The sequence below is a fragment of the Cupriavidus basilensis genome, assembly GCF_029335485.1.
Lineage (GTDB): Bacteria > Pseudomonadota > Gammaproteobacteria > Burkholderiales > Burkholderiaceae > Cupriavidus > Cupriavidus basilensis_E.
The window spans coordinates 1-26522 of sequence record NZ_JARJLM010000319.1; the positions used below are offsets into that span (position 1 = coordinate 1).

22 protein-coding genes and 5 pseudogenes are annotated in these 26522 nt (G+C 63.2%); 11 read left to right on the forward strand and 16 right to left on the reverse strand.

Features of this window, described 5'->3' with window-relative positions; genetic code table 11:
* Positions 1-42 precede the first annotated feature (42 nt).
* Together P3W85_RS18700 and bluB are read left to right on the forward strand one after the other, a co-directional pair.
* Positions 43-1272 (forward strand): tyrosine-type recombinase/integrase, encoded by a 1230-nt coding sequence (locus P3W85_RS18700; protein ID WP_276265897.1) that lies wholly within the window; start codon positions 43-45, stop codon positions 1270-1272.
* 120 nt (positions 1273-1392) lie between these two features.
* Positions 1393-2068: pseudogene (bluB, locus tag P3W85_RS18705) on the forward strand (5,6-dimethylbenzimidazole synthase).
* A 28-nt stretch (positions 2069-2096) separates the two neighbouring features.
* On the opposite strand, the gene P3W85_RS18710 reads toward bluB, so the two are convergent.
* Positions 2097-2612: an IS5 family transposase gene (locus P3W85_RS18710; RefSeq protein ID WP_276265914.1), complete on the reverse strand. Its 516-nt coding sequence runs from the start codon at positions 2610-2612 to the stop codon at positions 2097-2099.
* Positions 2504-2968 (reverse strand): transposase, encoded by a 465-nt coding sequence (locus tag P3W85_RS18715; protein WP_276265898.1) that lies wholly within the window; start codon positions 2966-2968, stop codon positions 2504-2506. The genes P3W85_RS18710 and P3W85_RS18715 overlap by 109 nt, the downstream gene beginning before the upstream one ends.
* Before the next feature lie 578 nt (positions 2969-3546).
* Here P3W85_RS18715 and P3W85_RS18720 point away from each other — a divergent pair.
* Both P3W85_RS18720 and P3W85_RS18725 read left to right on the forward strand, forming a co-directional pair.
* Positions 3547-6189 carry a bifunctional diguanylate cyclase/phosphodiesterase gene (locus P3W85_RS18720; protein ID WP_276265899.1) on the forward strand — a complete coding sequence of 881 codons (2643 nt, stop codon included), beginning with the start codon at positions 3547-3549 and terminating at the stop codon, positions 6187-6189.
* A 528-nt stretch (positions 6190-6717) separates the two neighbouring features.
* Positions 6718-7017: pseudogene (locus tag P3W85_RS18725) on the forward strand (IS5/IS1182 family transposase); the annotation flags it as partial.
* Positions 7018-7403: 386 nt separating this feature from the next.
* Here P3W85_RS18725 and P3W85_RS45335 read toward each other — a convergent pair.
* Positions 7404-7607 (reverse strand): helix-turn-helix domain-containing protein, encoded by a 204-nt coding sequence (locus tag P3W85_RS45335; RefSeq protein ID WP_346430273.1) that lies wholly within the window; start codon positions 7605-7607, stop codon positions 7404-7406.
* Between the two features lie 819 nt (positions 7608-8426).
* Here P3W85_RS45335 and P3W85_RS18735 point away from each other — a divergent pair.
* Entirely contained in the window at positions 8427-9221 is a 795-nt protein-coding gene (locus P3W85_RS18735) for an aminoglycoside adenylyltransferase family protein (RefSeq protein WP_276265901.1), read from the forward strand.
* Positions 9222-9320: 99 nt separating this feature from the next.
* A pseudogene (locus tag P3W85_RS18740) lies at positions 9321-9551 on the forward strand (IS5/IS1182 family transposase); the annotation flags it as partial.
* Between the two features lie 287 nt (positions 9552-9838).
* Here P3W85_RS18740 and P3W85_RS18745 read toward each other — a convergent pair.
* From P3W85_RS18745 to P3W85_RS45340, 5 genes and pseudogenes are all read right to left on the reverse strand, one after another.
* Positions 9839-10894, reverse strand: a complete 1056-nt coding sequence (locus P3W85_RS18745; protein ID WP_276265902.1) for a porin — start codon at positions 10892-10894, stop codon at positions 9839-9841.
* A gap of 133 nt (positions 10895-11027) precedes the next feature.
* Positions 11028-11879 (reverse strand): alpha/beta fold hydrolase, encoded by an 852-nt coding sequence (locus tag P3W85_RS18750; RefSeq protein ID WP_276265903.1) that lies wholly within the window; start codon positions 11877-11879, stop codon positions 11028-11030.
* Positions 11880-11886: 7 nt separating this feature from the next.
* Positions 11887-12858: a tripartite tricarboxylate transporter substrate binding protein gene (locus tag P3W85_RS18755; protein ID WP_276265904.1), complete on the reverse strand. Its 972-nt coding sequence runs from the start codon at positions 12856-12858 to the stop codon at positions 11887-11889.
* 69 nt (positions 12859-12927) lie between these two features.
* Positions 12928-13374 (reverse strand): hypothetical protein, encoded by a 447-nt coding sequence (locus P3W85_RS18760; protein WP_276265905.1) that lies wholly within the window; start codon positions 13372-13374, stop codon positions 12928-12930.
* A gap of 62 nt (positions 13375-13436) precedes the next feature.
* Positions 13437-14318 (reverse strand): annotated as a pseudogene (locus P3W85_RS45340) (transposase); the annotation flags it as partial.
* Positions 14319-14482: 164 nt separating this feature from the next.
* On the opposite strand from P3W85_RS45340, the gene P3W85_RS18770 reads away from it, so the two are divergent.
* Positions 14483-15133, forward strand: coding sequence for a MarR family winged helix-turn-helix transcriptional regulator (locus tag P3W85_RS18770; protein WP_276265906.1), 651 nt, complete (start codon positions 14483-14485; stop codon positions 15131-15133).
* Here P3W85_RS18770 and P3W85_RS18775 read toward each other — a convergent pair.
* From P3W85_RS18775 to P3W85_RS18805, 7 genes are read right to left on the reverse strand one after another with little or no spacing between them, the layout of a single operon-like run.
* The gene (locus tag P3W85_RS18775) at positions 15119-16060 is read right to left on the reverse strand and encodes a hydroxymethylglutaryl-CoA lyase (RefSeq protein WP_017227477.1); all 942 of its coding nucleotides are present in this window, start codon (positions 16058-16060) and stop codon (positions 15119-15121) included. The genes P3W85_RS18770 and P3W85_RS18775 overlap by 15 nt on opposite strands.
* A 20-nt stretch (positions 16061-16080) precedes the next feature.
* The gene (locus P3W85_RS18780; protein ID WP_276265907.1) at positions 16081-17703 is read right to left on the reverse strand and encodes an AMP-binding protein; all 1623 of its coding nucleotides are present in this window, start codon (positions 17701-17703) and stop codon (positions 16081-16083) included.
* A complete protein-coding gene (locus P3W85_RS18785) occupies positions 17700-18470 on the reverse strand; it encodes an enoyl-CoA hydratase/isomerase family protein (protein WP_276265908.1) in 771 nt (256 codons plus the stop codon). The genes P3W85_RS18780 and P3W85_RS18785 overlap by 4 nt, the downstream gene beginning before the upstream one ends.
* A 17-nt stretch (positions 18471-18487) precedes the next feature.
* A complete protein-coding gene (locus P3W85_RS18790; protein ID WP_276265909.1) occupies positions 18488-19687 on the reverse strand; it encodes a CaiB/BaiF CoA transferase family protein in 1200 nt (399 codons plus the stop codon).
* 4 nt (positions 19688-19691) lie between these two features.
* Complete coding sequence (locus P3W85_RS18795; RefSeq protein WP_276265910.1) at positions 19692-20423, reverse strand: enoyl-CoA hydratase/isomerase family protein; 732 nt, start codon at positions 20421-20423, stop codon at positions 19692-19694.
* 11 nt (positions 20424-20434) lie between these two features.
* Complete coding sequence (locus P3W85_RS18800; protein WP_017227472.1) at positions 20435-21391, reverse strand: NAD(P)H-dependent flavin oxidoreductase; 957 nt, start codon at positions 21389-21391, stop codon at positions 20435-20437.
* Between the two features lie 21 nt (positions 21392-21412).
* Positions 21413-22381 (reverse strand): Bug family tripartite tricarboxylate transporter substrate binding protein, encoded by a 969-nt coding sequence (locus P3W85_RS18805; protein ID WP_017227471.1) that lies wholly within the window; start codon positions 22379-22381, stop codon positions 21413-21415.
* 490 nt (positions 22382-22871) lie between these two features.
* On the opposite strand from P3W85_RS18805, the pseudogene P3W85_RS18810 reads away from it, so the two are divergent.
* The 4 genes and pseudogenes from P3W85_RS18810 to P3W85_RS18830 all read left to right on the forward strand — a co-directional run.
* Positions 22872-23024: pseudogene (locus P3W85_RS18810) on the forward strand (tyrosine-type recombinase/integrase); the annotation flags it as partial.
* Between the two features lie 22 nt (positions 23025-23046).
* The gene (locus P3W85_RS18815; RefSeq protein ID WP_276265916.1) at positions 23047-23364 is read left to right on the forward strand and encodes an ABC transporter permease; all 318 of its coding nucleotides are present in this window, start codon (positions 23047-23049) and stop codon (positions 23362-23364) included.
* A gap of 423 nt (positions 23365-23787) precedes the next feature.
* The gene (locus P3W85_RS18825) at positions 23788-24789 is read left to right on the forward strand and encodes a Bug family tripartite tricarboxylate transporter substrate binding protein (protein ID WP_276265911.1); all 1002 of its coding nucleotides are present in this window, start codon (positions 23788-23790) and stop codon (positions 24787-24789) included.
* Positions 24786-26279 carry an amidase gene (locus P3W85_RS18830; RefSeq protein WP_276265912.1) on the forward strand — a complete coding sequence of 498 codons (1494 nt, stop codon included), beginning with the start codon at positions 24786-24788 and terminating at the stop codon, positions 26277-26279. The genes P3W85_RS18825 and P3W85_RS18830 overlap by 4 nt, the downstream gene beginning before the upstream one ends.
* A gap of 39 nt (positions 26280-26318) precedes the next feature.
* Here P3W85_RS18830 and P3W85_RS18835 read toward each other — a convergent pair.
* Positions 26319-26522 (reverse strand): hypothetical protein (locus P3W85_RS18835; protein ID WP_276265913.1); only part of this gene is annotated, 204 nt, incomplete at its 5' end.

Sequence of the window (26522 nt, forward strand, 5' to 3'; positions counted from 1 at the left end):
CTATATTGATGCATACAGCATGCGCTTCAGCCGACACCCTTCATGGAACTGCTCCCGATCCAATCTTCGGACGGCCCGGCCGCCCCACCTCTCACCCCGCTGGAGCGTCTGCACCTGACCCCGGGGCTGTCCGGAGTGGCCGGCAGCAACCGCGCCCCGGCCACCGCCACTCGCATCGCCGCTGCTGACGACCTCGCCGCGGTCACCGCCTGGCTCGCGCGCTATACCGACAGCGCGACGACGCTTGCCACCTACCGGCGCGAAGCCGAGCGGCTGCTGCTGTGGGCCGTGTTGCAGTTGGGCAGGCCCCTGTCCTCGCTGACACACGAGGATCTGCTCACGTACGAGCGCTTCCTCGCAGACCCGCAACCGGCCGCGCGTTGGGTCCTGGCCGGCAGCAAGAAGAAACTCGCGCGCGACCACCCCGACTGGCGCCCGTTTGCCGGGCCGCTGTCGCCCGGCAGCGTGCGCCAGGCGATGGTGATCCTGAACGCGTGCTTCGCCTGGCTGACCGAGGCGGGCTACCTGGCCGGCAACCCGCTCGCCCTCGCCCGCCGCCGGCGCGCCCCCACCCAGGCGCGCATCACCCGCTATCTGAGCCACGACCTGTGGGAGACCGTGAAGGACACGGTGGCAGCCATGCCGACTGACACCGCACGCGAGCGCCTGCACGCGGCGCGCTGTCGGTGGGTGCTGACCGTGCTCTACCTGGGCGGCCTGCGCGCCTCCGAGCTGACGGCCACCACCATGGGCGCGTTCTTCTGCCGGCGCGATGCCCAGGGCATCGAGCGCTGGTGGCTCGAGGTGACCGGCAAAGGCAACAAGACCCGGCTGGTGCCGGCGACCGACGAGTTGATTGCCGAACTCGCGCGCTACCGCCGCGCCCACGCGTTGCCCCCTACCGCGCAGTTGGGAGAGACGCGTCCACTGGTGCTGCCGGTGATTGGAAAAGCGGGCAGCGAAAAGCCGCTGTCACGCGGCGCGCTGCACCTGATCCTGAAAGAGGTATTCGGCATGGCCGCGACGCGCCTGCGGGGACGCGGGCCGGAATGGGAACCGCAAGCCGCAGTGCTGGCCAGCGCCTCGGCGCACTGGCTGCGCCACACCGCCGGCTCGCACATGACCGACCAGCAGGTCGACCTGCGCTTTGTGCGCGACAACTTCGGGCACAGCTCGCTGTCGACGACGAGCGGCTACCTGCACAGCGAGGAGGATGCGCGGCATGAGGCCACCCAAGAGCGGCATCGCATCGGTTGGACCAGCAAGACCTAGGATGAGCCAGCATCGCCAAACCACACAGGGCAAAGCCGTCTATCGTCACGGCACCATCGTGCCGCGCTACCTGCATTGCGACTTTCCCTCCAGCCTAAGCACCGCTGCGCTATGCAAGCCATGAACCCATATCGGTACAGCGACAATGAAATTGCCGCCGTCTATCGCGCCATCCGGGAGCGTCGCGACATGCGCCACTTTCGGCCGGACCCGCTCGATCCTGCATTGCTGGAACGCTTGTTGCACGCTGCGCATCTCGCCCCCAGCGTCGGCTTCGTGCAACCCTGGCGCTTCATCCGCATCACCGACAGGAGCCTGAGAGCGCAGGTCCGCGCTGGTCGTCGCCGAACGCCAGCGCACCGCGGTCGCCTTGGGCGAACGCCAGGACGAGTTCATGCCACTCACGGTAGAGGGCATCCTGGACTGCGGGGAAGTCCTGGTGGCAGCGCTGATGGATGGACGTGAGCCGCATATCTTCGGTCGGCGCACCATGCCGGACATGGATCTCGCTTCGGTGGCCTGCGCCATCCAGAACCTCTGGCTTGCTGCGCGCGCCGAAGGAATCGGCGTGGGCTGGGTTTCCTTGTTCGACCCTGAACAGCTTGGCCGGCTGCTGCGGCTGCCGCCCGGTGCCCGGCCAGTGGCTGTGCTGTGCCTCGGCCAGGTCGACACCTTCTATGAGAAGCCGATGCGGGAACAGGAAGGCTGGGCCAGACGGCAATCCCAGGGCGAGATGGTGTTCGAGAATGGCTGGACCAACCACAGCCCCCCCCAATCGCCCTGGGCTGATTATTGATCCGGCAATTGTGTTCTTAGAGGCCAGTTCAAAAAGGCTGGTCCATACGCCTGAGGATGTTCCAGCAGACGAGGGCGCAGCCGAACTTCTGGAATGCTTCGTGAATGTCGGCCCGACGATCGAAGCCAATGCGTAGACGATGGAAGTTGTGGGGCCACGAGTGAATCCGTTCAACCTCCCATCGGAATTTTCCCAACCCGCTGCCATGCTCCGTGCGGCGCCCGGCGATCACCGGCTTGCTGCCTCGTTCGCGCAGTTGCTGACGATGCCAGTCGGAATCGCAGCCTCGATCGGCGTAGATGATCTTGGGCTTCTGGAGCGGTCGGCCACACGTACCGCGGATCGGCGTAATCGCGTCGACCAGCGGCAGCAACTGCGTGACGTCGTTGCGGTTCGCGCCAGTCAGGATGGCGCTGACGGGAACGCCATTGGCGTCTACAAGGATGTGGTGCTTGAAACCAGGTCGCGCGCGATCCGTGGGGTTCGGGCCTGTTTTTCGCCCACCCCAACAGCTCGTACCGACGAGGCATCGACTGCGGCGTATGAGAAGTCGATTTGGCCAGCCTCGCGCAGCTTGTCGAGCAACAACTCGTGCATCCGACGCCATACACCGGCCGTCTGACAGTCGCGCAGTCGCCGCCGGCAGCTTGCACCCGAGCCGAAGCCCAAGCGGGTCGGCAGGTGGTCCCACCTCATTCCTGTCTTGAGCACGAACAGGATGCCGTTGAGCGCCGCCCGATCCGATGCGCGCGGCCGGCCAGGGTGCTTCTTGCGCCGTGGCTTCGGTCGCGGCAGCAACGATTCGATCAGTATCCACAGTTCGTCATCAATGACCGGCGCTTCCATTCCTTGGGCTTCGTTGTTGAGGCAGCCAAGGTTAACAGCTTCGCCGGAATGCAAACAGCCCCCTCACGGCGTTTTTGAACTGGCCTCTAAAGCACGCTCAGGCCTTCGACTTGGGAAAAACACTTACAAAGGCTTGAGCAACACAGTATCTGCGGAGGCGGGGACCCAGCGTCTTTGCGCGGATTCCACTGCCGTGAAAGGCGCCTGATGTCCGCCTGCGCGGGCAAGACAGCGGCGCCGAAATGTCTGTCGCGGAAATACCTTAGCCCCCTTTTGGGGGGAGTCAATCAGGCCGGAATGGCACATAGTAGCCATAATGCATGCCGGCCAGCCTTTGCACATTCGCTTGGTCGCCGTTACCCGCCGTCTCGCCGGCGGGCGGCGCACCTCCTACAAGCCCTGCCGGTGCATATCCGGAGAGCGCTTTGACATCATTGCTTCGCGATTCCACGGCTGCCACGCCGCTTTTGCCACTCGAGCGGGGCATGATCACGACGTGACGCTTTCGGCACGCGCCGGCCCGGCTCCGCGCGGTGAGCACGGGACTAGAGTGTGTGCTGCTTGTCGGGTTCGCTGACCTCGACTAGCCTGTTATCGATGTCGATTCTTCGCTGCGCTGCGATACCCATTTGATGCCAGAACGCTCGACCACCCGATATGGCAAGGCGCTGCAGCGCCTGCGCCAGGTTTTTTCCCCATTGAACCTGGGGGCGGCGGCGTGGCTGATTGCAACATGGGCGTTCGCGGCGTTTCAGCTCGTGAGCGAGCGGGACCGCTTGCTGCACGACGCCGCGGAGCGTACCCAGGCGGAGGCCCGGGCGTTCGGCGCGTACTCGAAATCCAGCATCCTGCGGCTGTCCGAATTCCTCCTCGACCTGCGGGCCAGTTGGCTGGCCGGCCAGCCGGGGTTCATCGAGATGGTGCGTGAGCGGGAGAACCTGGTGGTGGACCTGTCGTTCCAGGTGTCGGTGATCGACAAGCATGGCCTGCTCATCTACTCGTCCATCGCCCCGCCCGCGCGCGGCGAGAAGGTCGACCTGAGCGGGCGCGAGCATTTCCGGGTCCATCAGAACGCGGGCGGGCGCGACATGCTGTTCATCAGCAACCCGGTGAAGGGCAAGGTCTCGCGCAAATGGTCGATCCAGTTCACGCGCCCCATCCTGCGTGCGGGCAGCTTCGACGGGGTCATCGTGGTCTCGGTCAGTCCGGAGCAGTTCGCCAGCTTTGCGCAGACGTTCACTAACCGCGATGGCGAAGTGGCGTCGGTCATCAAGACTTCCGGCCAGGTCATTGCGCGCGTGCCGGCCCTGGAGGGCGCGCTGGCCAGGGCGGTCAGCAACAGGCCGTACCTCGCCAGCGAGTCGCCCCAGTCTGGAAGTTACCGGGCGGTGTCGGGCTCCGAAGGCGTGGAGCGGGTCTTCGGCTATTACCGTGCGCCGGAGTTCGGGCTCAATTTCGTGGTGGGCGAGTCGGTCGGCCTGGTGCTGGCGCCCTACGAGGTTTATCGCCGCGTTACCTTGGCCGGTGCCATTGCTTCCACGCTGCTGCTTGGCCTGTTGTACTACAGCCTGCGCCGCTCCATGGGGGAGCGACGGCGCCATATGGAGGAGATGCGGCTGGCTTCGCTGGTCTATTCGTCCAGCAGCGAGGCCATGGTGGTGACGTCGCTCGATGGCACCATCATCGACGTGAATCCGGCCTTTGCCGCCGCCACCGGCTATACAGTCGAGGAGGTCAAGGGCCGCTCGGGCTATAGCGTCAGCGGGGCAGGCAATGCGGCAGGGCTGGTCGAGCGCCTGCGGGCCACCGTGGCAGCCAAGGGCACATGGAGCGGCGAACTCTCGATCCGCCGCAAGGACGGCAGCGAGTTTCCCGCCTACCTGACCGTGGATACCTACCTGGCCCACGCGTATGGCGAGCGCCGCCGCGTTGCGCTGATCCATGACATGACCGAGAAGCGCCAGGCGGAAGAAGTCATCCGGCACCAGGCGAATTTCGATGCGCTGACGGACCTGCCCAACCGCCGCCTGTTCTTCGACCGGCTGGAACAGGAGATCGAGCGTTCGCGCGGCACGCAGGATGTGCTGGCGCTGCTGTTCATCGACCTGGATCGCTTCAAGGAGGTGAACGATACCCTCGGCCACGACCAGGGCGACCTGTTGCTGCTGGAGGCGGCGCGGCGCATTGCGGCATCAGTGCGCGCTTCGGATACCGTGGCGCGGCTGGCCGGCGACGAGTTCACCGTGATCCTGCCCGCAGTGGGCGATGCCGGCGTTGCCGAGGGCATTGCCCAGGCGATCCTGGAGCGGATTGCCGCGCCTTACCGCCTGGCCGGCGAGCTGGTGGTGGTGTCGGCCAGCATCGGCGTGGCGACCTACCCCAAGGACGCCGACAATGCCGAGGCCCTGCTGGTGTGCGCCGACCAGGCGATGTTTGCCGCCAAGGAGGAGGGCCGCAATCGCTGGAAGGTCTTCACCCAGGCGCTGCTGCAGGCGGAGAGGGAGCGCTTGCGCATCACCCAGGACCTGCGCACGGCGCTGGCGTCCGGGCAGTTCGCGCTGCACTACCAGCCCATTGTCAATCTGCGCACGGGCAAGGTCTGCAAGGCCGAGGCGCTGATCCGCTGGGACCATCCGGTACGCGGGCCGATCCACCCGGCCGATTTCATTGCCGTTGCGGAGGAATCCGGCCTCATCATCGACATCGGCCGCTGGGTGCTGACGGAAGCGCTAAACCAGCTTGCGCGCTGGCAGGTGCTGCTGGGCAAGGGCTTCCAGATCTCGGTCAACAAATCACCAGTGGAGTTCTGCGCGCCTGCGAGCGGGCCCGAGTCCTGGTCCAGCATGATCGAGCGCAGGAACGTGCCGGTGGGCAGCCTCGTCATCGAGATCACCGAAGGCTCGCTGATGGAGCAGAACGCCGATGTCATGGACCAGCTCTCCCGCTTCCAGGCGGCCGGCATCGAGATCGCGCTCGACGACTTCGGCACCGGCTACTCGTCCTTGTCGTACCTGCGGCGCCTGGACATTGACTACATCAAGATCGACCAGTCCTTCATCCGCTCGCTGACGCGGGGCCCGGACGACGTGGCCTTGTGCCGCGCCATCATCAGCATGGCGCATGCACTGCGCATCCGCGTGATTGCCGAGGGCGTCGAGACCGAGTCGCAGCGCGACATCCTGCTGGCTGCCGGCTGCGACTACGGGCAAGGCCACTTCTTCTGTCCGCCGGTGGAGGCCTGCGCGTTCGAGGCCTTCGTGAGCTCCGTGACTTGAGGCGAGCGGCATCCTTCGGTGCCTTGGTCGGGGGCTCGTCTGGGTTTCGTCCTTGCGCTTAGTCTCAGCGCTTCTCTCGCATGCTGTCAGGCGCTCCGGCAACCCTTCCATCGAAGGGGGGCGAAGCGTTGCGACGGGTCACAGGCTCATCGCAGAATGCCGGGGCCCGTGCATGGCTGAAGTCGTTGGGCATGGCCGGGGCATTCACTGGCTTGCCGCTTGCGCTGCCAATGCTGCAGGCACATGCGGGCGCGCACACCTACCTGGACGAGGGCTTAGAGCCCCCCTTTCAAGGTGATTGAACGACACGTCCAGTCTTGATGACACGGGCGGTAGAGACATGCCGTCGTGCCACGCATCCGGCAACTTGGCCCTTCTCACTCGGCGCTTTCGGTCTCCGCGCATGCTTGCGCAACGCGCGGGGGTCAACGTGTGCCGCGATGTTCATCAGCACGCAGCCGAGTTTGGACGGGGCGAGTGAGTCATAGGCGCGCCAGACCTCGGCCGGCACAGCGATCATCATGCCAGCGTGAGTTGCCCTTATTTCGCCCAAGAATCTACGCCGATCGAGGCTGCGAACCCGACTGGCATCGTCAGCAACTGCGCGAACGAGGCAGCAAGCCGGTGATCGCCAGGCGCCGCACAGAGCATGGCATCGGGCTGGGAAAATTCCGATGGGAGGTTGAACGGATTCACTCGTGGCCCCACAACTTCCGTCGTCTACGCATTGGCTTCGATCGTCGGGCCGACATTCACGAAGCATTCCTGAAGTTCGGCTGCGCTCTCGTCTGCTGGAACATCCTCAGGCGTATGGACCAGCCTTTTTGAACTGGCCTCTAAGGGATCTGGCCGGCCTAGAGGCCGGGCACGCCCGACCGGAGGATGCAAAACGTGCGCAGCAACTGCAAGCGAGGCGTGCGCCACCGGCACGATCCAAACCAAACCGTCGAAGATGTCGTCACCAGGCTGAATCGGGACAAGAGCTCTCAGCAAGGCGGAAGGCGCGTCCGCACGAAAGCGAATGGCATTTCCGCACCGATCGCGGACCGCATCCGAGAATGACGCCCGTCCTGATCGGCGTCTCTACCCTTCCAGCCAGGCATGCTGTTCCCTGGCCGCATCCTCGCCGATCTTGGCCGCATGGGCCGCTGCCTGTTCGAGCCAAGGCGCATGCGTCTTGGGAACGACCAGCATCGTCAAACCCAGTCCGTCCATCACACGCAGGGCGTGCTCGAGATTGATGCCTTGCCGTTCTCTAGCTTAGACAGCATGCCGGCGGGGACACCGCAATGCCTCGCCGCCTGGTCAATGGGCATCCCTTCCCCTGCGCGGGTGGCTCGAATGCGGTCGCCCAGTTGGTGAATGGTGCGAATCGTCGCGCGCGACGGTGGCGTCGGATCAGGTAGCGGTCGCGGCATGGAGGCCCGTCCCGTGAAGAAGGCAAACCAGCGTGGAGGCTGCTGGCCAGATTATTTCATGAAAGTGAAATTATAATCTAAACGGGATTGGCTGCCTTCTACGCAGAGGGGAACTGCCTCATGCCAGCCAGTGGCTAATGGTTGCAGGCAAAGCCTGGCGATTAATTGCATTTTAGGTTCGGCGTAACGGCTTCGCCTGGATACGTGGGACGCCCCACTGGCGGAAGAGCGCAACCACAATTGCAGAACGTTATTTCCGCCAATGCCGAGATCTGGACTCTGCTACCTACCCCTTGCGCTGTCGCTTGCTGATCGCGCCGAGCACCGCAGTGAGATTCCCGCACATGCGTAGCGTGAATGGCGGGAGCGCATTCAGTCTATGGCCAGGGGCTCGGCAGACAGCCGTGTGCGGATCTAGCCAATCCCGCTTCCAGCGCGGCGATAAAACGTCGGCGGGATTCAGAACTAGGCAGTCGAAGCAGTACGGGAGCCATTCTCGGTCTGAAACCCACGCCATTGGTGTTTGAAGTTCCTCCAACCTTGGGACACCAATATGGGTCAGCAGCGAAAGGCGGCTCGCCCGCGTCGCGTAGGATGGCTCTCGACGGGCTTCGTTACAGGTTCCACACGGCTGGCGAAATCCGTAGTTGGGCTGCGATAATTCCCAGCATGGGTGCGAGCGTCTTCTCGGCAGGAAGCCGTTCACAGGCGAAGACTCTCCATTGGCGATCTGATGTTGTCAGTGAGAGAGCGTCCGCACGTTCGAGCGCGCGCGCCAACGCGAAGGCATTGCGTTCGCGCGTCCTATAGATGGTAAATATGAAGAAAGACATGTCGCAAACTCCAGTCGAAGCATCGCAAGCATTGTTGGTAGTGCAACGATGCTTAGGAAATTCGCTCCTTGCGGCCTACCTCCACGGTTCGGCGGTAAGGGGTGGCCTGCGTCCAAACAGTGATGTCGACTTACTTGCCGTTGTCGAGCAACCGATGACACATGCAGTTCGCAAACGTCTAGTGGCAGAGTTAATGGGTGTTTCGGGACGGTATCCTGCTCCCCCTGATAGCCCGCGTCCTCTTGAACTGATCATTTTTCAACGCGCTGATCTCGCGGCATTGGCCTACCCCGCCCGCAGCGAGTTCGTTTACGGGGAGTGGCTACGAGACGCATTCGAAGCCGGCGAGGTGCCCGAGCCAGCTTCTGATCCCGAGTTCACCTTGCTCCTGGCGCAAGCCCGGAACGAAGCAATGGCGCTGATCGGCCCCGATACGACAGAGTTGCTGCCCATCATCCCGTACTCTGATATATGCCACGCGATTGGGGACGCTCTTCCCACGTTGCTCGAAGCCATGGAAGGCGATGAGCGCAATGTTCTGTTGACGCTCGCGCGTATGTGGCGAACCCTGGCCCAGGGAGATTTCGTGCCCAAAGACGTTGCCGCAGCATGGGCATTGCCCCGCCTGCCCGCTGAGGCTGCCATATTGCTTGCCAGGGCGCGAGAAGGATATCTGAACCGGAAAAGCGATGATTGGGCGGCTCTGCGACAAGAGGCGCGACAGGTAGCAGACCGATTGGGTGAACGCGTTGCAGCTCTCCTACCTTCGCAAAAATCTTGACTTTTCAGCCCTAGCGGGTCGCTGAAACACCTCCAGCGGACGTCGGCGCGACAACTGGCTGAGGCGTTGATTTGAGGACACCATCCAACCCCAACATCCATGCGCGGCACAGACACATTCGCCGAAAGCTTGTTCACCATACGGCGTCTGGATGATTTCGTGCCGAAGTCGCACCCGCTGCGCTCGATCCGAACCATGGCCAACCAGGCGCTGGTGAAGATGGACCGGTTGCTCGCGCAGATGTACGAGGCCGATATCAAGAGTGGCCGGCCCAGCATCGCGCCGGAGAAGTCGCTGCGCGCCATGCTGCTGCAGGTGCTCTACAGCATGTGCTTCGGTTGTCGATATACCCGCGGTCCCATACAGGGAGGTACGGTTGCGATAGGCATACGCTCCTCGCGCCGCAAAAAGCCATACCTTGTTGCTGCTCGCTGCCGACGACGAGACTACCCGCACAGCGAGGACAATGGGCGACATGAGGCCACGCAGGAGCGGCACCGGATCGACTCGGCAGCTAGAAATAGTAGGCTGCGCTATTACGAGGCGACGCAAATGACTCCATACGGGCAAGGTTATCCGCGGCGCCTTGACCACCCGTTTCCGCTGTCCAACGCGCGTCAAAACAGATGTCGCAGACCAAGCATTGCGCCGAACTTGCCACCAGGCACGCCCTGCGACTTGATCAGTTCGTAGCGGCCGGTAATGCGATTGTAGTCAGTTTCGAGGTACACATTGGTTCGTTTGGAGAGTCGATAGTCGATCATCCCGTAGATGGTCGCTCGGCTTCCACCCGGGTCGCGCTGTTTGTCGCGGAAGGCACCGACGCCGAACAGCCAGGCCGCGACCGGAGTGTAGCTGAGGCCGCCGATAAAGACATCATTCCTGGTTTCCGCAGTCTTGTATCGATTGCCCAAGTAACCTAGCGTTGCCTTGAACGGCCCTATCGCATAGCCGCCGGCGATACCCACCGTGCGGCGTGCTTCGCGCCCGTCCGCGCTGTGCGCGGTCGTATAGTTCAAGCCCACGCTGATGCCGCCCGCCATGTAACCGAGTGCGACGCCGGCTGCGGAGTTGGCGCTCGTATTGCCAGTGATCTCGCCGAAGGCGTAGTCGGCCGCGGCACTGAAGCCCCCAAACTTACCTTCGTATTTGACCGCGTTATCTTGCCGGCTCCCTGTGTACTTGCTGACGATGATCAGCGTGTCCAGATTCGGGTTGCCAAAGATCTGCGCACCGGCCATGCTCTGGTAGCCGACCGAGTATTGCCGCCCGAAAGAAATGGCACCGTATTCGCTCTTGATGCCAACGAATGCCTGACGGCCGAACAGCCGCCCGCTGCCGCCAGTGCCAGTCCCGGTTTGCGCGTAGCCGGTGCTGGCCGAACTCTGAAGCGATGCCCCCGTGCCCAAGTCGAAGCCACCTTCCAGTTGGAAGAAAGTCAATAGGCTCCCGCCGAGGTTTTCTTCGCCCCTGAGACCAAAGCGCGAGCCGGTCAGCGCACCCTCCGATAATTCAAACTTCCGGTCTTTTCCGGCATTCGCATTGGTCGCATACCGGATACCGGCGTCGGCTATTCCGTATAGCGAGACGCTCGACTGCGCATGTGCCCCGCTGCTAGCGCAGAGCAACACAAGCGGATGGATCAGCATGCTGACGCGAATTGGGTGCTTCATTGAATTGTCTCCTTTCTGACCGATCTTCTTGGATTGGGAATCCTTCCGGATCCCGTAGTTTTTTTGGCAGCAGCCGGCCCTCCCGCGCGTGCAGCGCAGGATGCATGGGTACAACTTCGAACGTGTCCCCGCGTTAGAGAGTGCTAATCCACTCGTCGATGGCTGTCGCCACCGCAGCTGGCTGCTCCGTCAGCAGCGCATGGCTCGCGTTCGCGACGAGCGCGACGGAGATCCGGCTGCCGAACTCCTCCTTGAGTTCGTTGCGCTTGTCGGCAGGCTTGAACGGATCTGCCTCCGCCTGGAGATCAAGCATGGGGGCGGAACCGCCTGCCCACCATTCGGCCTGCATGGTTGCCTGTCCGGCCAACCGCTGGCTCTCACTCACTCGCGGGTACCAGCCTTGCAGCCAAGCGGTAGGATCGTTACCGGGGGCAAAGAAGGTTATACGCAGGTAATGCAGGCGCTCGGCAGCGCGTAGCGACATGTCCGCGCTCTTGTTGACGTATTCGCTGAGCACCGCCGGGAACTGCTTCGCCGCAGCGGCGGCGATGACGACCCCGCGCACCAGATCTGGATAGTCCGTCGCCGTCATCCGTGCCACCCAGTTTCCGAAAGCGTGGCCCACCACGACAGCGGGCTCGTCCGACATCGCTCGGATGACCAAGGCGATATCTCCGGCAAGATCGTGCAGAGTCAAACTGGTCATCGGCCCGGTGCTGCGGCCCACCCCGCGAGGCTGAGGCCGCAGCACGCGGTAGCCGGCGCGTGCCAGCCGCGCGGCCACGTCGTCGTAGTCTTCGGAATCGCGCCCACGCGACGGCAGCAGCACGATGGGCATGCCGCTCCCTTCCGCGATGACGTAGATCTCCACGTCATCGCCCTTCACAACGGCATGGACCCTGGCGCCGTCATGGCCGGCCTTGCCCGCATCCAGCCATTGCAGGACATGTTTCTTGTCCGTCCGGGTGTGGTGCATTTCACTCATGCCTCCCTCACTCCGTCAGGCTGATCCGGGATTGCCGGACCACGTCGGACCAGGTGTCGATCTCCTTCGCCACAAACTGCCGCGCCTGCGAAGGTGAACCGCCCATCAGATCGATGCCTTCCGCGCGGAACCGGTGCTGCACGTCGGACATTTGCATCACCTTGTTCAACTCCCGATTCAGCTTGTCGATGATGGGCTTGGGCGTTCTGGCCGGCACCGCATACGCCCACCAGCCTATGGCCTCGTAACCCGGATACCCCGATTCGGCGATTGTGGGCAGGTTTGGCAATGCCGCCCAGCGCGTGGCGGAGGTCACCGCCAGCGGACGTATGCGGCCCGCCTTGATGGCGCTGGCAGCACCGGTATAGGTACTGAAGGTGAACTGCACTTGGCCACCAATCAGGTCGGTGATGGCTTGGTTGGCTCCCTTGTATGGCACGTGGATCACGTCAATCTTTGCCATGGTCTTCAGCATCTCCCCCATCAGATGCGCGTTGCCCCCTTTTCCGGTCGAGGCAAAGGCGACGCGGCCCGGCGCAGCCTGCGCCATCGACACCAAGTCTTTCACTGTCTTCGCTGGCGAAGATGCACTCACCAGCAGCAAAAAGGGCGAAGTGGCGGCCATGGAGATGAAGCTGAATTCCTTGTCCCAGCGGTATGGCAGCTTCGGCAGCAAGGACTCATTGATCGCGAACGCGGCGGGCACCTGCAGCAGCGTGTAACCATCCGGCACGGCCTTTGCCACATAGTCGGTTCCCATAACGCTACCCGCGCCTGGACGATTCTCGACCAGTACCGGCTGTCCCAGCGACTGGGTCAGTTTCTCCGCCATCGCGCGGGCAAGCACGTCGTTGATCGCGCCCGGGGTAAAGGGAACGATGATCCGGATCGGACGGTCCGGATACGTTCCCGTCTTGTCGGTGCCCTGAGCGAAGGCGGTGCCACCCAGCAGGCCCAATGCGGCAATGGCCGCCGCCATGTATCGTCTTCTATCCAATCTGCGTCTCCTCCGTCTTCATGTTCTTCTTTTGAATTCCAATTCTTAACTTCAGTGGCAAGTTGTCGGGCCCGCCGGCCAAATGGAATTTGCCTTGGGCCATTGATTGCGTTCCGCCGCGACGACCGCCAGCAACGGGTTCAGGCCACTGCGTGTGACACGTGCGTGCAGATCCCGACCTAGCGCCGCCTCGCATTCAGCCGAAACGGCCGGCAATCTTCCCAGATCGATGCCGGTCTTCACTCCCATTGACTCGAGCAGATTGACCCAATCTTCAGTGGCGACGTTGCCGGTATGCCCGCCGCCGTACCGAACCTTGGCCGAATGGCCGCCCACGCCACCAAAAGCACAATCAAAGTGGGGAACGCCCGCCTCCGGCGCGTCAGCATGGTTGACTAGGCCGCTGGCTCGCGTGTCGTGGAAATGGCCAATCGGCGTGACGTCCGGCTCAGCGTTGTCTGCGGAGTCGCCATGCCAGTTGTGTCGCCTACACCGCAACTGTAGGCGATATCGTTGATATTGGCAATCATAACGTTGTCATTTACAACCATATATGGGCGCACATGCGTCATTGCATATGAATGTCGCCTGAGGAACTTGAGCCGGTTGACGTGACCTTCGGTCTGGCCATTGCTCCATGGCAGCTTGAAGGCCGCCTGCACAGCCGGTAAGTCGGCGCGCAAGCTTTGCGCGAACCTGCGCATTTCCGCAGCGTCGCAGCACGACAGACGCTTCAACCATCGATCGAACTGCCGCAGACTTCGCCGGTGCATGAGCCCGAGAAACTCCCGCGCGAGGCTGTGGACCTCACCCACCATGGGTTCGATCTTGCACAGCGCCTGCACGAAGCGCTCGTGGTCCGCGCTCCTGGGCTCCTCGACGGCGAGCTTCCTCCATCCGGCAAGCCATCCGAACACGCGCCGGGCCGACGGGCACGGCATCGTGCGCACGGGTGCCTGAACAAGCGGTACCTTGCCCTGCGGAAAGAGGAGGCGGACCACGCAACTCAACTCCCGCAGCACCGTGTCGGCACTGGTGCGCAAGCCCAAGGCGTTGGCAAGCCGGGCTGCCGCCTCACCACCGAGGGCATGGCCCAACGCGTGCAACGCCCGAGCCTGCGATGGCGTCCGACGTTGATGCCGACCGGCCAAGGCGTGGATGTTCTCGGCAAACATACGACGCGGGCAGCCGGCGTTTGCACACTTGAAACGACGCACCTCTACGGCGAGAACGACCCGCTGCTCGAGCATCGGACGTTCTTCCAGCCTGCGCACATAGCTGCCGTGGAGTCGGCTACTCTAACGATGGCAGGCAGGACAAGGTGCCGCGCGAACCGTATTGCAGGCTTCGACGGTGATGGTCTCCCCTCGGGCGTCGCTGGAGACGAAGCGCTTACCCACACGGGCGAGAATACGATCGATCCCACCGAGAACTTGGCTCATGGTAACGATCGACGTAAAGCCAGATCGGCCGGAAATCAAGCCCTCGACGCAGCCATCACATAAAGTGCGGGAGACCCGGTTTTAGTACACTTCACGTAAATTGACGCAGTAATCTGTCGTCTAGCTTTGACAATGCGGGTAGAATAGTTGACAGAGTCAACTAATTGGAACCCTCGCCAATGAGCGCAACAAAACGCAGTTCAGGTGCCGCACCGCGGATCATTACCGACCTGCTTTCCTCACGTCTGCATAACCTGGCCGGCCTCTCCGCCGCGAGTGCATCGTTGCGCGTACAGCGCAAGTTCGGGCTGACACTGCTGGAATGGCGATCGATAGGCATGCTTGGCGCGCACGCACCGCTTTCGCTGAAGGAACTCGCACGCCGCGCCGCATTGGACAAGAGCTACGCCAGCCGCACCGTATCGACCCTGATCGAGCGCGGGTTGATCGTCAGCGAGCGTAGCGACACCGATGCACGCGCGGTGCTGCTCAGTCTGACTAAGGCTGGCGATGTGCTCTACCGGCAGGTGATCATCGACGCCAATGTGCGTAACGAGCGGCTGCTGAGTCCGCTCAGCCCAGAGCAGCGCAAACAGTTGATGGAAATGCTGTCGATGCTCACCGCCAGCGCGCGCCAAGTGCTGGATGAAGAGCGGCGGGCCGCTGCGGGCGAGCCCATTGACGAAACGGAGAGCCCTGCGCCAGCGGTTGACGCCGCCATGGAACAGGGTGACGGCACCGGGCTCGATCTTGCCGAAATCCGCTCGCTGGTGTCACGTCTCAACCGGCTGGTAGGCGGCTCAGGCGGCGCGTAACGAGGTGCGTAACGGGTTCAGGCCACTGCGCAGCACCCTGCTGTGCAACCGCCGGCCGAGCACGGCCTCGCATTCCTGCGCGGCCGCCAGCATGCCGTCCAGATCGATGCCCGTACGGACGCCCATCGCGTCGAGCAACGCCACCCAGTCCTCGGTGCAGACGTTTCCGGTATGCCCGCCACCGTACTGCACCTTAGCAGGGTGCCCCCCCACGCCGCCCATCGCGCAATCGAAGTGGGTTACTCCGGCTTCCAGCGCGGCAACATAGTTGACCAGGCCGGTACCGCGTGTGTCGTGGAAGTGCGCAATTGGCGTGACGTCCTGAAAGTCATTGCGCATGGCGCGGAACAATGCCCGCACGGTTTCGGGTGTGGCCATGCCGGTCGTGTCACCGAGTGTCACGAGCCTGACGCCGGCATCGCGAAACCGCCCGACATCGCGCAGCACCTGCTGGAGGTCGACATGGCCTTCGAACGGACAACCGAACGCGACCGAGATGGTACCGACCATGCGGAAACGCCCACGCGCCGCATCTGCCATGGCGCGAATGTTCTGCCATTGATCGTCCCGGCTGCGCTTGAGGTTGCGCTCGGAGTGCGACGACGAGGCAGACACCAGCAGACTCACCTCGGTGGCACCAATACCGGCATCAAGGTCCGCCAGCGCGCGCTGCACGGCGTGGGTGTTGGCACAGGTCGCCTTGTACATCACACCATCGCGCCGTGGCAGCGCGCGCAGCAGATCGGTGGCATCGGCAAACTGCGGCACGACCTTCGGATTCGAATACGACGTGGCTTCCACGCGGGGAAAGCCGATTGCCGCAAAGCGGTCGACGAGTGCCATTTTCGTTTCGGTGGGCACAAAATCGGGCTCATGTTGCAGCCCGTCGCGGGCAAAGCATTCACACAGGACGACTTCGGCAGTCATGGATATCTCCGGCTCGGTGCTCATTGGCTCGACAGGTGAAACAGCGCGATGGCATGCTCGCGCAGCTTGTTCTTCTGCACCTTGCCGCTGGCGGTCATGCCGATGCGCTCGAAGTCGGTCACAATTTCGGCGTAGCGTGGTGTGCGAAAGTTCGCCATACGCGGCCTGGCCCACGCTAGCAGCGCTTCGGCGTCCAGCGTCATGCCGGGCTTGAGCGTGACAAACGCTGCCGGCACCTCGCCCAGGCGCGTGTCGGGCACACCCACCACCTGGGCCGATGCCACTGCGGGATGGGACAACAGCACCTGCTCCACCTCGGCGGGCGCCACGTTCTCACCGCCGACACGGAACACGTCCTTCAACCTGCCAACCAGCCGCAAGCGTCCATCCGTGCGCAATGCCCCAAGATCGCCGGTGCGCAGCCAGCCGTCCGCAGTGAATACCTTGGCGTTCGCGTCAGGCTGCTTGTAGTAGCCTCGCATCACGCTCCAGCCCTTGACCTGGATCTCGCCTACCGCATCGGCGTCACAGACGGCGCCCGACGCCTCATCGACAATTCGCACCGCTACACCATCATGCGGGAGCGCGACCCCCCCCACGCGCAACGCTACATCATCGCGCCAATCATTGATGACGACATTCGGTGACGCCTCCGACAGGCCATACGCCCAGCAGATTTGATCGATGCCCATCTCGTCAATAATGCGCTGCATCGTGTCAGGGCCTGCCGCTGCCCAGCCACCACGCAGATGCAATCGCGAGCGCTCGAACGACCCGTGCGCGATCAGCATCTGGAACAGGGTCTCGTTGCCGGAGATGAACGTGCAGCATTCTTGCTCCAGCATCGCCAGCGCAGCGCCGGCATCAAATGTGGGCAGCGTGGCGATGCTTGCGCCCGCGCACAGCGCGCAAAGGAGCGACAGCGTGGAGCCGGCCACGTGAAAGAACGGGCGGCAGTTGAAATAGCAATCCGAAGGTTCGATGCCAAGGCGCTGGCCTACGGCCGCGGCATTGCGCAACATGTTGTCGTGCGTGAGCATCACGCCCTTGGGGTGCGCCGTCGTACCGGACGTGAACTGGATCAGCAGCAGATCCTCCGGCGTGACGGCACGGATGGCACCCGCGAGCACATCGTCGGGCAGCGCATCGCCCGCGGCAAGAAATGCCTCCCACTCGAGACCGGCACGCGGCACATCGCTGCCAACGACCACCACATCGCGGAGCAAGGGCAGCGCCTGCCCCGGCAGCGCATGATCGACGGCAGGCTCCACCTCGCGCAGGAACGCCATGAAATCGATCTTAAGGAACCGGTCGGTCAGGATCAACAGCCGCACATCGGACTGGCGCAGGCAATACGCGATCTCCGCAGCCTTGAAACGGGTGTTGACGGGCACGGTCACGGCGCCGATCAGGGCGGCGCCGTAGAAGCTCGCCACCCAATGCTCATCGTTGCCGCACAGCAGGCCAACGAAATCTCCGCGGCGCACACCGCGCGCGAGCAACGCCTTGGCGACGCGGCGCGATTGCGCCTCTAGTTTGCGCCATGAGGCAGTCCCGCCGGGCGTGACCAGCGCGCGTTCCGTGCCACGCAAACCGGCCTGCTGCGCCAGCACCGCGGCCAGTGTCCGAGGTTCCCACGTCATTTTCTGCCTCCAAATGCCCCGATGCCGGCACGCCAGTCCGAGCGGGCCAGATTCTTTTCAATCGCCAGCAATTCCTCGGCCAGCGCGCCACGTGGGCCCAGTTCGATGCCACGGTCGATGCAACGCTTGGCCAGGCGCATGCCCAGCGGCGGCGCCTTGGCGACACTTGCCGCCAGGTTCGCCACCTCCTCCTCCAGACTGTCCGGCGCGACAATACGCGTGACGAGCCCAACATCCAGTGCTTCCGCTGCCGTCAGCCGCCGTCCGGTGAACATCATGTCCTTGGCCAGCCGCTTGCCGACGATGCGCGCCAGGCGTTGGGTCGCACCCACGGTGCCCCACTGCGCCTCCGGCGTCCAGAACGTGGCAGCGGGCGTGGCCACGGCAAAGTCGCAAGCCGAGGCAATTTCCACGCCGGAACCCGCTGCCGGGCCTGCCACAATGGCGATCACCGGCATCAGCAGGCTTTCCAGTGCTTCATAGGCAAAGAATCCACGCATGCGGCGGCCCAGCACCTGCGCTTCGTCCATCGTCTTGCGTTCCTTGAGGTCGGCCCCCGCGCAAAACACCGGACCGGCAGCGCGCACAAGCACGACTCGCACATCTGCATCGGCGGCGGCCGCCGTGGCTGCGGCCTGCAAACCCTCGCACATGGCCAGGTTCAGCGCATTACGGCAATCCGGCCGGTTCAGCGTGATTGTGGCAATGCCGCCCTCGACCGCGTATAGCACGGCAGGCTGTGTGCCCGTTTCGTTCGATTCAGTCATAGCTATCTCCATACACTTCAGATGGCCTTGGCCTCGCGCAGCGCCTTCACACGCTGCGCGTCCATACCCAGCCGCTCGCGCAGTACGTCGCCGGTATGTTCGCCAAGCAGCGGCGGTCTCCCAACCTCGGGGTTGTCCCAGCCGTCAAAGCGCAGCGGCACCGGCAGCGCCGGAAACTGGCCGATGACCGGATGGTCGAAGTTCGCCACCATGCCGCGCGCCAGCACATGGGGATCGGAGAGGACTTCGTCCACCGACTTGATCGGACCGGCAGGCACGCCCGCAGCATCCATGGCAGCGCACAGTTCGTCGCGATCGCACGCCGCTACGGCGTCAGTCAGCCGCCGCATCACTTCATCGCGCCGGCGCACACGTCCCACGTTCGTCTGCAGTTCGGGATCCGCACCCCAGGTCTCCAGTTTCAGCACCTTGCGGAGCGGCTCCCAGTGCTGGTCGCTCGCCGTGATATGAAGCCAGCGGCCACAAGCGGCCTGAAAGCTTGCCGATGGCACGCGGCCGGGGTGCTCCGTGCCCATACGCTGCGGCACTTCCTGCAGCGCGAACCAGCGCGCCGCCGCCAGCGTGAGCAGGCTGACCTGCGCATCGAACATCGAAAGATCGATGTGACAGCCCTGCCCTGACGCACTGCGGCCCTGTAGCGCCGACAGTACCGCAATGGCCGCCCAGAGTCCGGACGTCAGGTCGGCCACCGGCAAGCCAGGCTTGACCGGCCCGCCATCGCGCTCGCCGGTCAGGCTCATGATCCCGCCCATCGCCTGGAACACGGTGTCGTAGCCCTTGCGCGGTGCGTAGGGACCGGTCTGCCCAAATCCGGTACAAGATAGATAGACCAGCTTCGGATTGATCTCCCTGAGCGTTTCGGGGCCCAGTCCATAGCGCTTGAGCGTGCCGACCGGGAAGTTCTCGATCACCACATCGACGTTTGCGGCCAGATCTCGTACGATCTGCTGCCCCGCTTCGCTGCGCAGGTTGACCGTGATCGACTGTTTGCTGCGATTGAACGCCATGTAGTAAGCGCTTTCGCTACCGCCCTCGGCCTCCACGCGTGGTTCAAAACTGCGTGTCTCGTCACCGCAGCCGGGCTGCTCGACCTTGATCACCGTAGCACCGAGTTCCGCAAGGATCATCGATGCGAACGGGCAGGCCAGCACCCGCGAGAGATCGAGGATCGTGATGTGTTCGAGTGGTTTGCTCATGGCGCTACCGCTCCGTCCGCACGAAGCTGCGCATGCGCTTGTTGGCTTCGCGGCCGATCTCGAGACCGCGAGCCAGCGGCAGGTCCACCACTTCGTGAAACGTCTGCTTAGTGGTGGCCATGGCTGCACGGCTGACACCCGCCAGACGGCTGGCTAACGCCATGGTCTCATCCATCAACACATGGTCGTCATGCACGGCGTTGACCATGCCGAGCTCGACCGCGCGCTCCGCATCGATCGATTCACCGGTGGCCACCATGTGAAAGGCCGCCTTGCGACCAATCTGTCGCGTCAGGTTTGGCAGCACGATGGCAGCCACGATGCCATGTTTCACTTCCGGGTACCCAATGCGCGCCGAACGCGCTGCCAGCGCCAGATCGCACGCAATGGCCAGCCCTGCCCCACCGCCCATGGCAAACCCGTTGATTGCGGCAATCACGGGCTTGCTCATGCGCGATACGCTGAGGTGCAGTTGCATCGTCAGCTCGGCGCGCTCTTCCACGCGCGACATCTGGTCCGGGGTCAGGTCCTTGAACTCCGTGATGTCGGCGCCGGCGCAGAACGCCGAACCGTTGCCCGTGAACACCACCACATGCACAGCCTCATCGGCCTCGGCCGCCGCTAGTGCATCCACCAGCCCACGTGTCAGTGCATTGTTCAGCGCGTTGCGCTTTTCAGGGCGGTTCATGCGCAGCACGCGCACCTGGCCGACGTTTTCAATCTGCAGTTCGCTCATGTCCAGCCTCTTTACTTCAATTGATTTGCCATGCGTGACATCGCTTCGCGCGTCTCTGCCGCAATGCGCTCGACCAGCGCGGCGGCCGGCTCCAGTGCATCGACCAGCGCTGCACTCTGCCCCGCCTCGACCTTGCCCTGATCGACATCACCATCCATTGCCGCCATCTTGAGCGAACGGCTGCCGAACAGCGCCTCAAGCGCCTCGCGCGGCTTGCCGGCCCTTTCCGCGGCTTCGTACTCATCGGTGAACGCATTACGCACCGCGCGAATCGGCAGGCCACGCCAGCCCACGAGCGTGGTGTCGCCCACCCCGGCTCCCAGAACCTTCTGCTTGTAGGCATCATGCAGCGAGGCCTCGGGCGTCAGCAGGAAGCGCGTACCCATCTGCACGGCATCGGCGCCCAGGCAAAGCATGGCCGCAACGCCCGCGCCATCGGCAACCCCGCCACCGGCAATGATCGGCAGGTTGACGGCACGCGCAATCAACCGCACAAGCACCAGCGTGCTTGTGCCGCTTGGCGGCGGATGTCCGCCTGCCTCGCCACCCACCACGATCAGTCCATCAACACCGGCGGCGGCTGCCTTGCGCGCATGGTCGGGATGCGCCACCACGTGAAGCCACTTGACTCCGGCCGCCTGAAAACGGCCAATGTGGTCGCGCGGGCTGCCCTGCGATGCGATCAGAATTGGCACGGCTTCGTCTAGCACGATCTGCAGATGCTCGGCAGCGCGCTTGTTGTACAGCGCCACGTTGACCGCGAATGGCGCATCCGTGATCGCACGGACTTCCCGGATCGCACGCCTCAGGTCATCGGGCCGCATCGGGCCAGCCGCAATCACCCCCAAACCGCCGGCCTTCGACACCGCCCCCGCCAACAGCGAACTTGACGATGCCCAGCTCATGCCGGCCTGGATGATGGGGTAGCGGATCCCGAGCAACTCGGTAATTCGCGTCTTGATGCTCATGTTCTGATTCCTCTGCAACGGTTACTCTGCGGTAATGCCGGCAGCCTTGATGACCGGCCCCCATCGCCCCTGCTCGGACTTGATCAGCGCCCGGTACGCGTCCGGCGTGCTGGACTGCCCGATGCCGCCCTGCTCGGCAAACTTTTCCACAACGTCAGGGGCGCGCAATGCACCGGTGACGGCATCGACAATCTTGCGGGCCACGTCTTCAGGCAGGCCGCGCGGCGCGACAATGCCGTACGCTCCCGCGGCGAGCACCTTCGGCAAACCTGCTTCGGCCGCTGTGGGAACGTCCGGTAGCGCCGCGAGCCGTTTGGTGTCGGTCACCATCAGTGCACGGAGCTTGCCGCCCTTGATCAGGTGCGCCACGGCTGGGACTTCGGCGATAAACATGTCCACCTGCCCGCCCATCAGATCCTGCACGGCGGGCGCGCCGCCCTTGTAAGGTACGTGGCGCAGACGAATGCCCGCTTCGCGCTGGAACAACGCGCCAACCACATGGGTGCTGCTGCCCACGCCAGCCGACGCCACGGTGAACCTCTCCGGCTCGCGTTTGGCCGCTGCCAACAGATCGGCAACCGATTTGAATGGAGAGCTGGCATTGACGACCACCAGGTTGGGGGTGGAGACCATCGTGCTCAGATGGGTCACATCCTTAAGCGGGTCGAATGGCATCTTCGGCGAAATGAACGGTGCGTACACCAGGGCGCCCGTACCGGCCATACCAAGCGTATATCCGTCTGCCGTGGCACGCGTCACACCGGCAATTCCCACCAGCCCTCCGGCGCCCGGCCGGTTCTCCACCACGATCGTCTGTCCTATCCGGGTACCCATGGACTTGGCGAGCGTGCGCGCCATCACGTCAGCCGGCCCGCCGGCCGCAAACGGCACCACCAGAACGATCGGCCGATCCGGATAGGCAGCTCGCGCAGGGCTGACCATCAGTAAGGCAGCCGTCCACAGCACGTACATCATCAGACGCATCATCATGTCTCCTTGATTTGGACCGTTTCTATATTTGTGGACATAGTAATTCATCTAGTTGATAATGTCCACCATATTGTTGTGCGAACGATGCCAGGAGAACCCGGGATGGGTGAGGGACGGCTCCCAGATGAAAAGTGGAGGTCAGCACCTCTACCGAACCTGGAAGGCTTTTTGAAGCAAGGCCTGATTCCCCGAGTACATTCGCGAGTTCAATAGGTAGGGCTTAGACTGGCTTGGAGCGCAATAGCCGGCGAGGGGATAGCGTCTATGAGGCAAGCTGCTTGAGCGTAACCACACCAAACCGCCGCATATTCTCCGCAAAGCGGCAAGGCTCTGTCGATTGGGCTGTCCCAAGCTTCATGCGGAAGCTGTTCTCAAGAATCCCTCCCTATTTGTAAATGCGCTCCATCGACGCCTCTTCGAAATGCGTGCTGATGTGAAGAGGGATTTGAAGCTGGTGAAATGACTATTCCTAGTGACAGAATTGCTTCGTTCTACGGGTGGCGGCAGCAACCGCGCCCCCGCCTCCGCCGCCCGGATTGCCGCCGCAGACGAGTTGGCTGCCGTCACCGCCTGGCTCGCGCGCTATACCGACAGCGCGGCGACGCTATCTGCCTACCGGCGCGAGATCGAGCGGCTCACTTTGGAAGATTCGCTTTCCGAACGCGCTGCCAAGCAGCTTTGCCGGAATGAAGGTCGGTATTTCTTTCGCACTTGTTGGCACAATCGTAGGCGAGCTCGTGGCAGGAGAGACTGGCTTGGGGCACGTCATCCTGGTTATCCAAGGCAGCTTTGACACGCCGACCGTCTTCGTCGCGTTAGCGCTGCTGTGCATCCTTGGTGTAATCCTGTTCAAGGGCCTGGAACTCGCCGAAGAACGTATGCTGCCGTGGCACGCGTCGCAACGCGGCAAGCCTGCCGCCGAATCGACGCCCTCCACACAGCCCGACAAGCAACTGCGATTGCTTGCCGATGCCAAGCGCTAACCAGCGCGCGTGCCACTGAGTCGCCCAAGCGTTGTGGAGAGTTTCCACGGGGCTTTGGCCGGGGGTGAAGCTGTTGTCGTCAGCGTCCCAAGGAAGACCCGTCTCACGCTCGACCAAGCGTGCCAGCGTTCGGTCACTCATTGCCAAGCGACTTGCCCACTCAGAGAATGTGCTCCGGTCCGAAGGATCGGTCGTCTCAGGAACGGGAATTCTGAATCAGCAGGCATTGCAAACGCTGGGATACTGGAGACTGCATATTGTCTGGAACGGTTGGTTTGACCGGAGGGTAGAGTCGAAACCTTCGCCGACCGCGAAGGGGGGGTGCGCTCAAAAACGATGAGAGACTAGCAGGCGTAGATACGTAAAATCGCTTCCATCCGTCCAGAACGGCGGAGTGTCATTTCAAAAAAAAAGGAGACGCACATGTACTCTAAAATCCTCGGGCGCCGACAGTTCATATTTTCCTTGGCCATTGGTGGTCTTCTTGGCCCTTTACAGTCGCGCCCGACCGCCGCTCAGCTCGTTGCAGGCAACCAAGTTCGACTAGTAGTGCCATTTCCTCCCGGAGGAGGTACAGATGCGGTGGCCCGCCTAATCGGTGCCAGGCTCAGTGAGCGCATGGGCATGCCAGTGGTGGTAGATAACCGGCCCGGCGCCAGCGGTACCATCGGCGTCGGCGCGGCCGCCAAGATGCCGGCAGATGGACTTAATCTCCTGATCGGCCAAGCCGACAACCTAGCCGTCGCCCCCCTCCTAATCAAAAGCGTGCCGTACAACCCATTGACCGACTTACAGGCCGTAGCATATCTGGCCGACATCCCAATCCTGATCGTGACATCAGTTGGACAGCCATACAAGACGCTGGCTGACGTGGTGCGCGCGGGAAAGGCGGACCCGAACCTGTTGACCTTCGGTTCTGCCGGCGTGGGCACTACGCCCCACCTTTCGGGCGAATTGTTCGCCCAGGCGGCCGGCATCCAGATGCGCCACGTATCCTATAAAGGCTCGGCCCCCGCGCTGACCGATGTGATGGCCCAGCGAGTGTCGCTGATGTATTCGTCCATCTCGCTGGCCGTGCCTCACATCAAGGCCGGCAAGCTCCGGCCACTGGCTGTGACCAGCCTTAAGCGGAGCACAGCGCTACCTGACATCCCCACGGTTGCTGAAGCAGCGGGGCTGAAATCCTTCAATATCGGTACGTGGTATGGCATCTTCGCGCCAGCCGGCACGCCTCGGGAGGCCGTGCAACGCCTGAACGACAACATCAACTGGGTGCTCGCGCAGGATGACGTCAAGGCATTCCTGGAAGGGTTGGAGGGCGGAAGTATCCGCCGCACCCCGCCGCAGACCCTCGCCGACCAGTTGCGCACCGACATTGCTCGCTGGGAGCGCGTGATTCGCGACGCCAAGGTGACGCTGGAATGAGCCTCAACGATTCCGACTTTGCCGCAGTATTGGCCGGATATGCGGACTGGCTCGGCTACTGCCATCGGGAACGCGCGCCGCTGTGGGTGGAGCGTTTTCGCATGAACGAAGAGGAGCTGTCGCGTTTTCGCGCTGCAGCAACGCCACAGGGACCAACCTACGTGGCAGAGCCGGTACGAATCGAAGCGCCCGAGGCGCAGCTCGCCCCGGCGCCAGCTAGCGGCCTGACGGCGCAGGAGGCGCTGGTCCGCGCGCAGGCCCAACCGCATCTCAATGCCTTCACGTACCTGCCCGAGCGCCTGGCGCCGCCAGCAGATGGCTATCTACGCGGAGTCCCATTCGCGGTCAAAGATCTGATAGGCGTCGCAGGAATGCCACGCACGGGCGGCAGCGCGTCGAGCGACGCCAGTCCTTTCGCGGCTGACGCTGCCGCAGTGGCCGCGATGAAGCGGCAGGGAGGCGTGGCAATGGGGCTTGCCAACCTGCACGAGCTGGCACTTGGCGCGAATAGCGCAAACCCCGTGTTCGGCCGGGTGCTGAACCCCTTGAGCCCGGAGCGTATTCCCGGCGGCTCTAGCGGTGGATCTGCTGCGGCGGTGGCCGCTGGCATTGTGGATGTCGCGCTGGCCACGGACACCGGCGGTTCGATCCGAATTCCCGCTGCCTGCTGTGGTGTCGTTGGCTTCAAACCGAGCTACGACGCCGTCTCGCGTGAAGGCGTGATTGACGTGGCAGCTTCGCTTGATCACGTGGGGCCGATTGGACGCACTGTAATGGACTGCGCCCGGTCTTTTGCCGCCCTCACCGGCCTGCCGGCCTTTCCCGGTCTATCGGAAAGACCGCTGCGCGGCCTGCGGGTCGCGCGGTTAGGTGGTTTCTTCGATGCCCCGCTGGACACGCATGTCCGTGCCGCGATGCAGCACGGTGCACAAGTGCTGACAGACGATGGCGCTCGCGTGTTCGACTCCGTGGTAAGCGGTATGGATCTGGCGCCGGCGATCCAGTACATCACGGTATCGACTGAAGCGGCCGCCGCCCATTCGGAACGCCTGCGGGATTGCGGCGAAAAACTGGGTGAGGACGTACGTGTGCGCCTTGAGATGGCGCAGTTCCTGCCGGGGCACTGGTACCTAAAGGCACAGCGCCTGCGGCGCATGCTAGTTGAGCAGATAATGGCTCAGTTCGAGCAGGCCGACATGCTGCTGTGCCCCGTCATGCGGGCACTGGCCCCAAACGTGGGTGATGCCGATGTGCTAATCGACGGATACCGTTACCCACTTCACACGGCAGTATCCAACCTAACACTGCCATTCAGTTTGAGCGGTCTGCCTGCAATCTCGCTGCCCTGGGGACTTGAGTCCGGCGGAGCCGCAATAAGCCTGCAAATCGTGGGGGCTCCAGGGCGAGATTGGGAGGTACTCAGGGTGGCCCACCGGCTCGAAAGACTGCAGGCCGAACTGCTGCCGTTGGCGACCGCTAAATTATCATAGCGTGAAGGAAAGCCTGCAAAAGTTGGGAGGCCGATTTCGTCAGGCGCTCGGCCTTTCCGCGAGCATGTCACGGTTCATTTTGTTCGGCGACCGGTGCCAGTTCGGCGATGCTGGCCCGGTGGATTGGCTGTGACGCGAGACAGCGAGCTCGAGCGCCGAGATGCGGTTGGGTGAGAGTTCCCCGTTCAAAACCGCGACCCTGACCTGCACCATGCAGGGCGCTCCTTGGTCCATCCAGCGCAT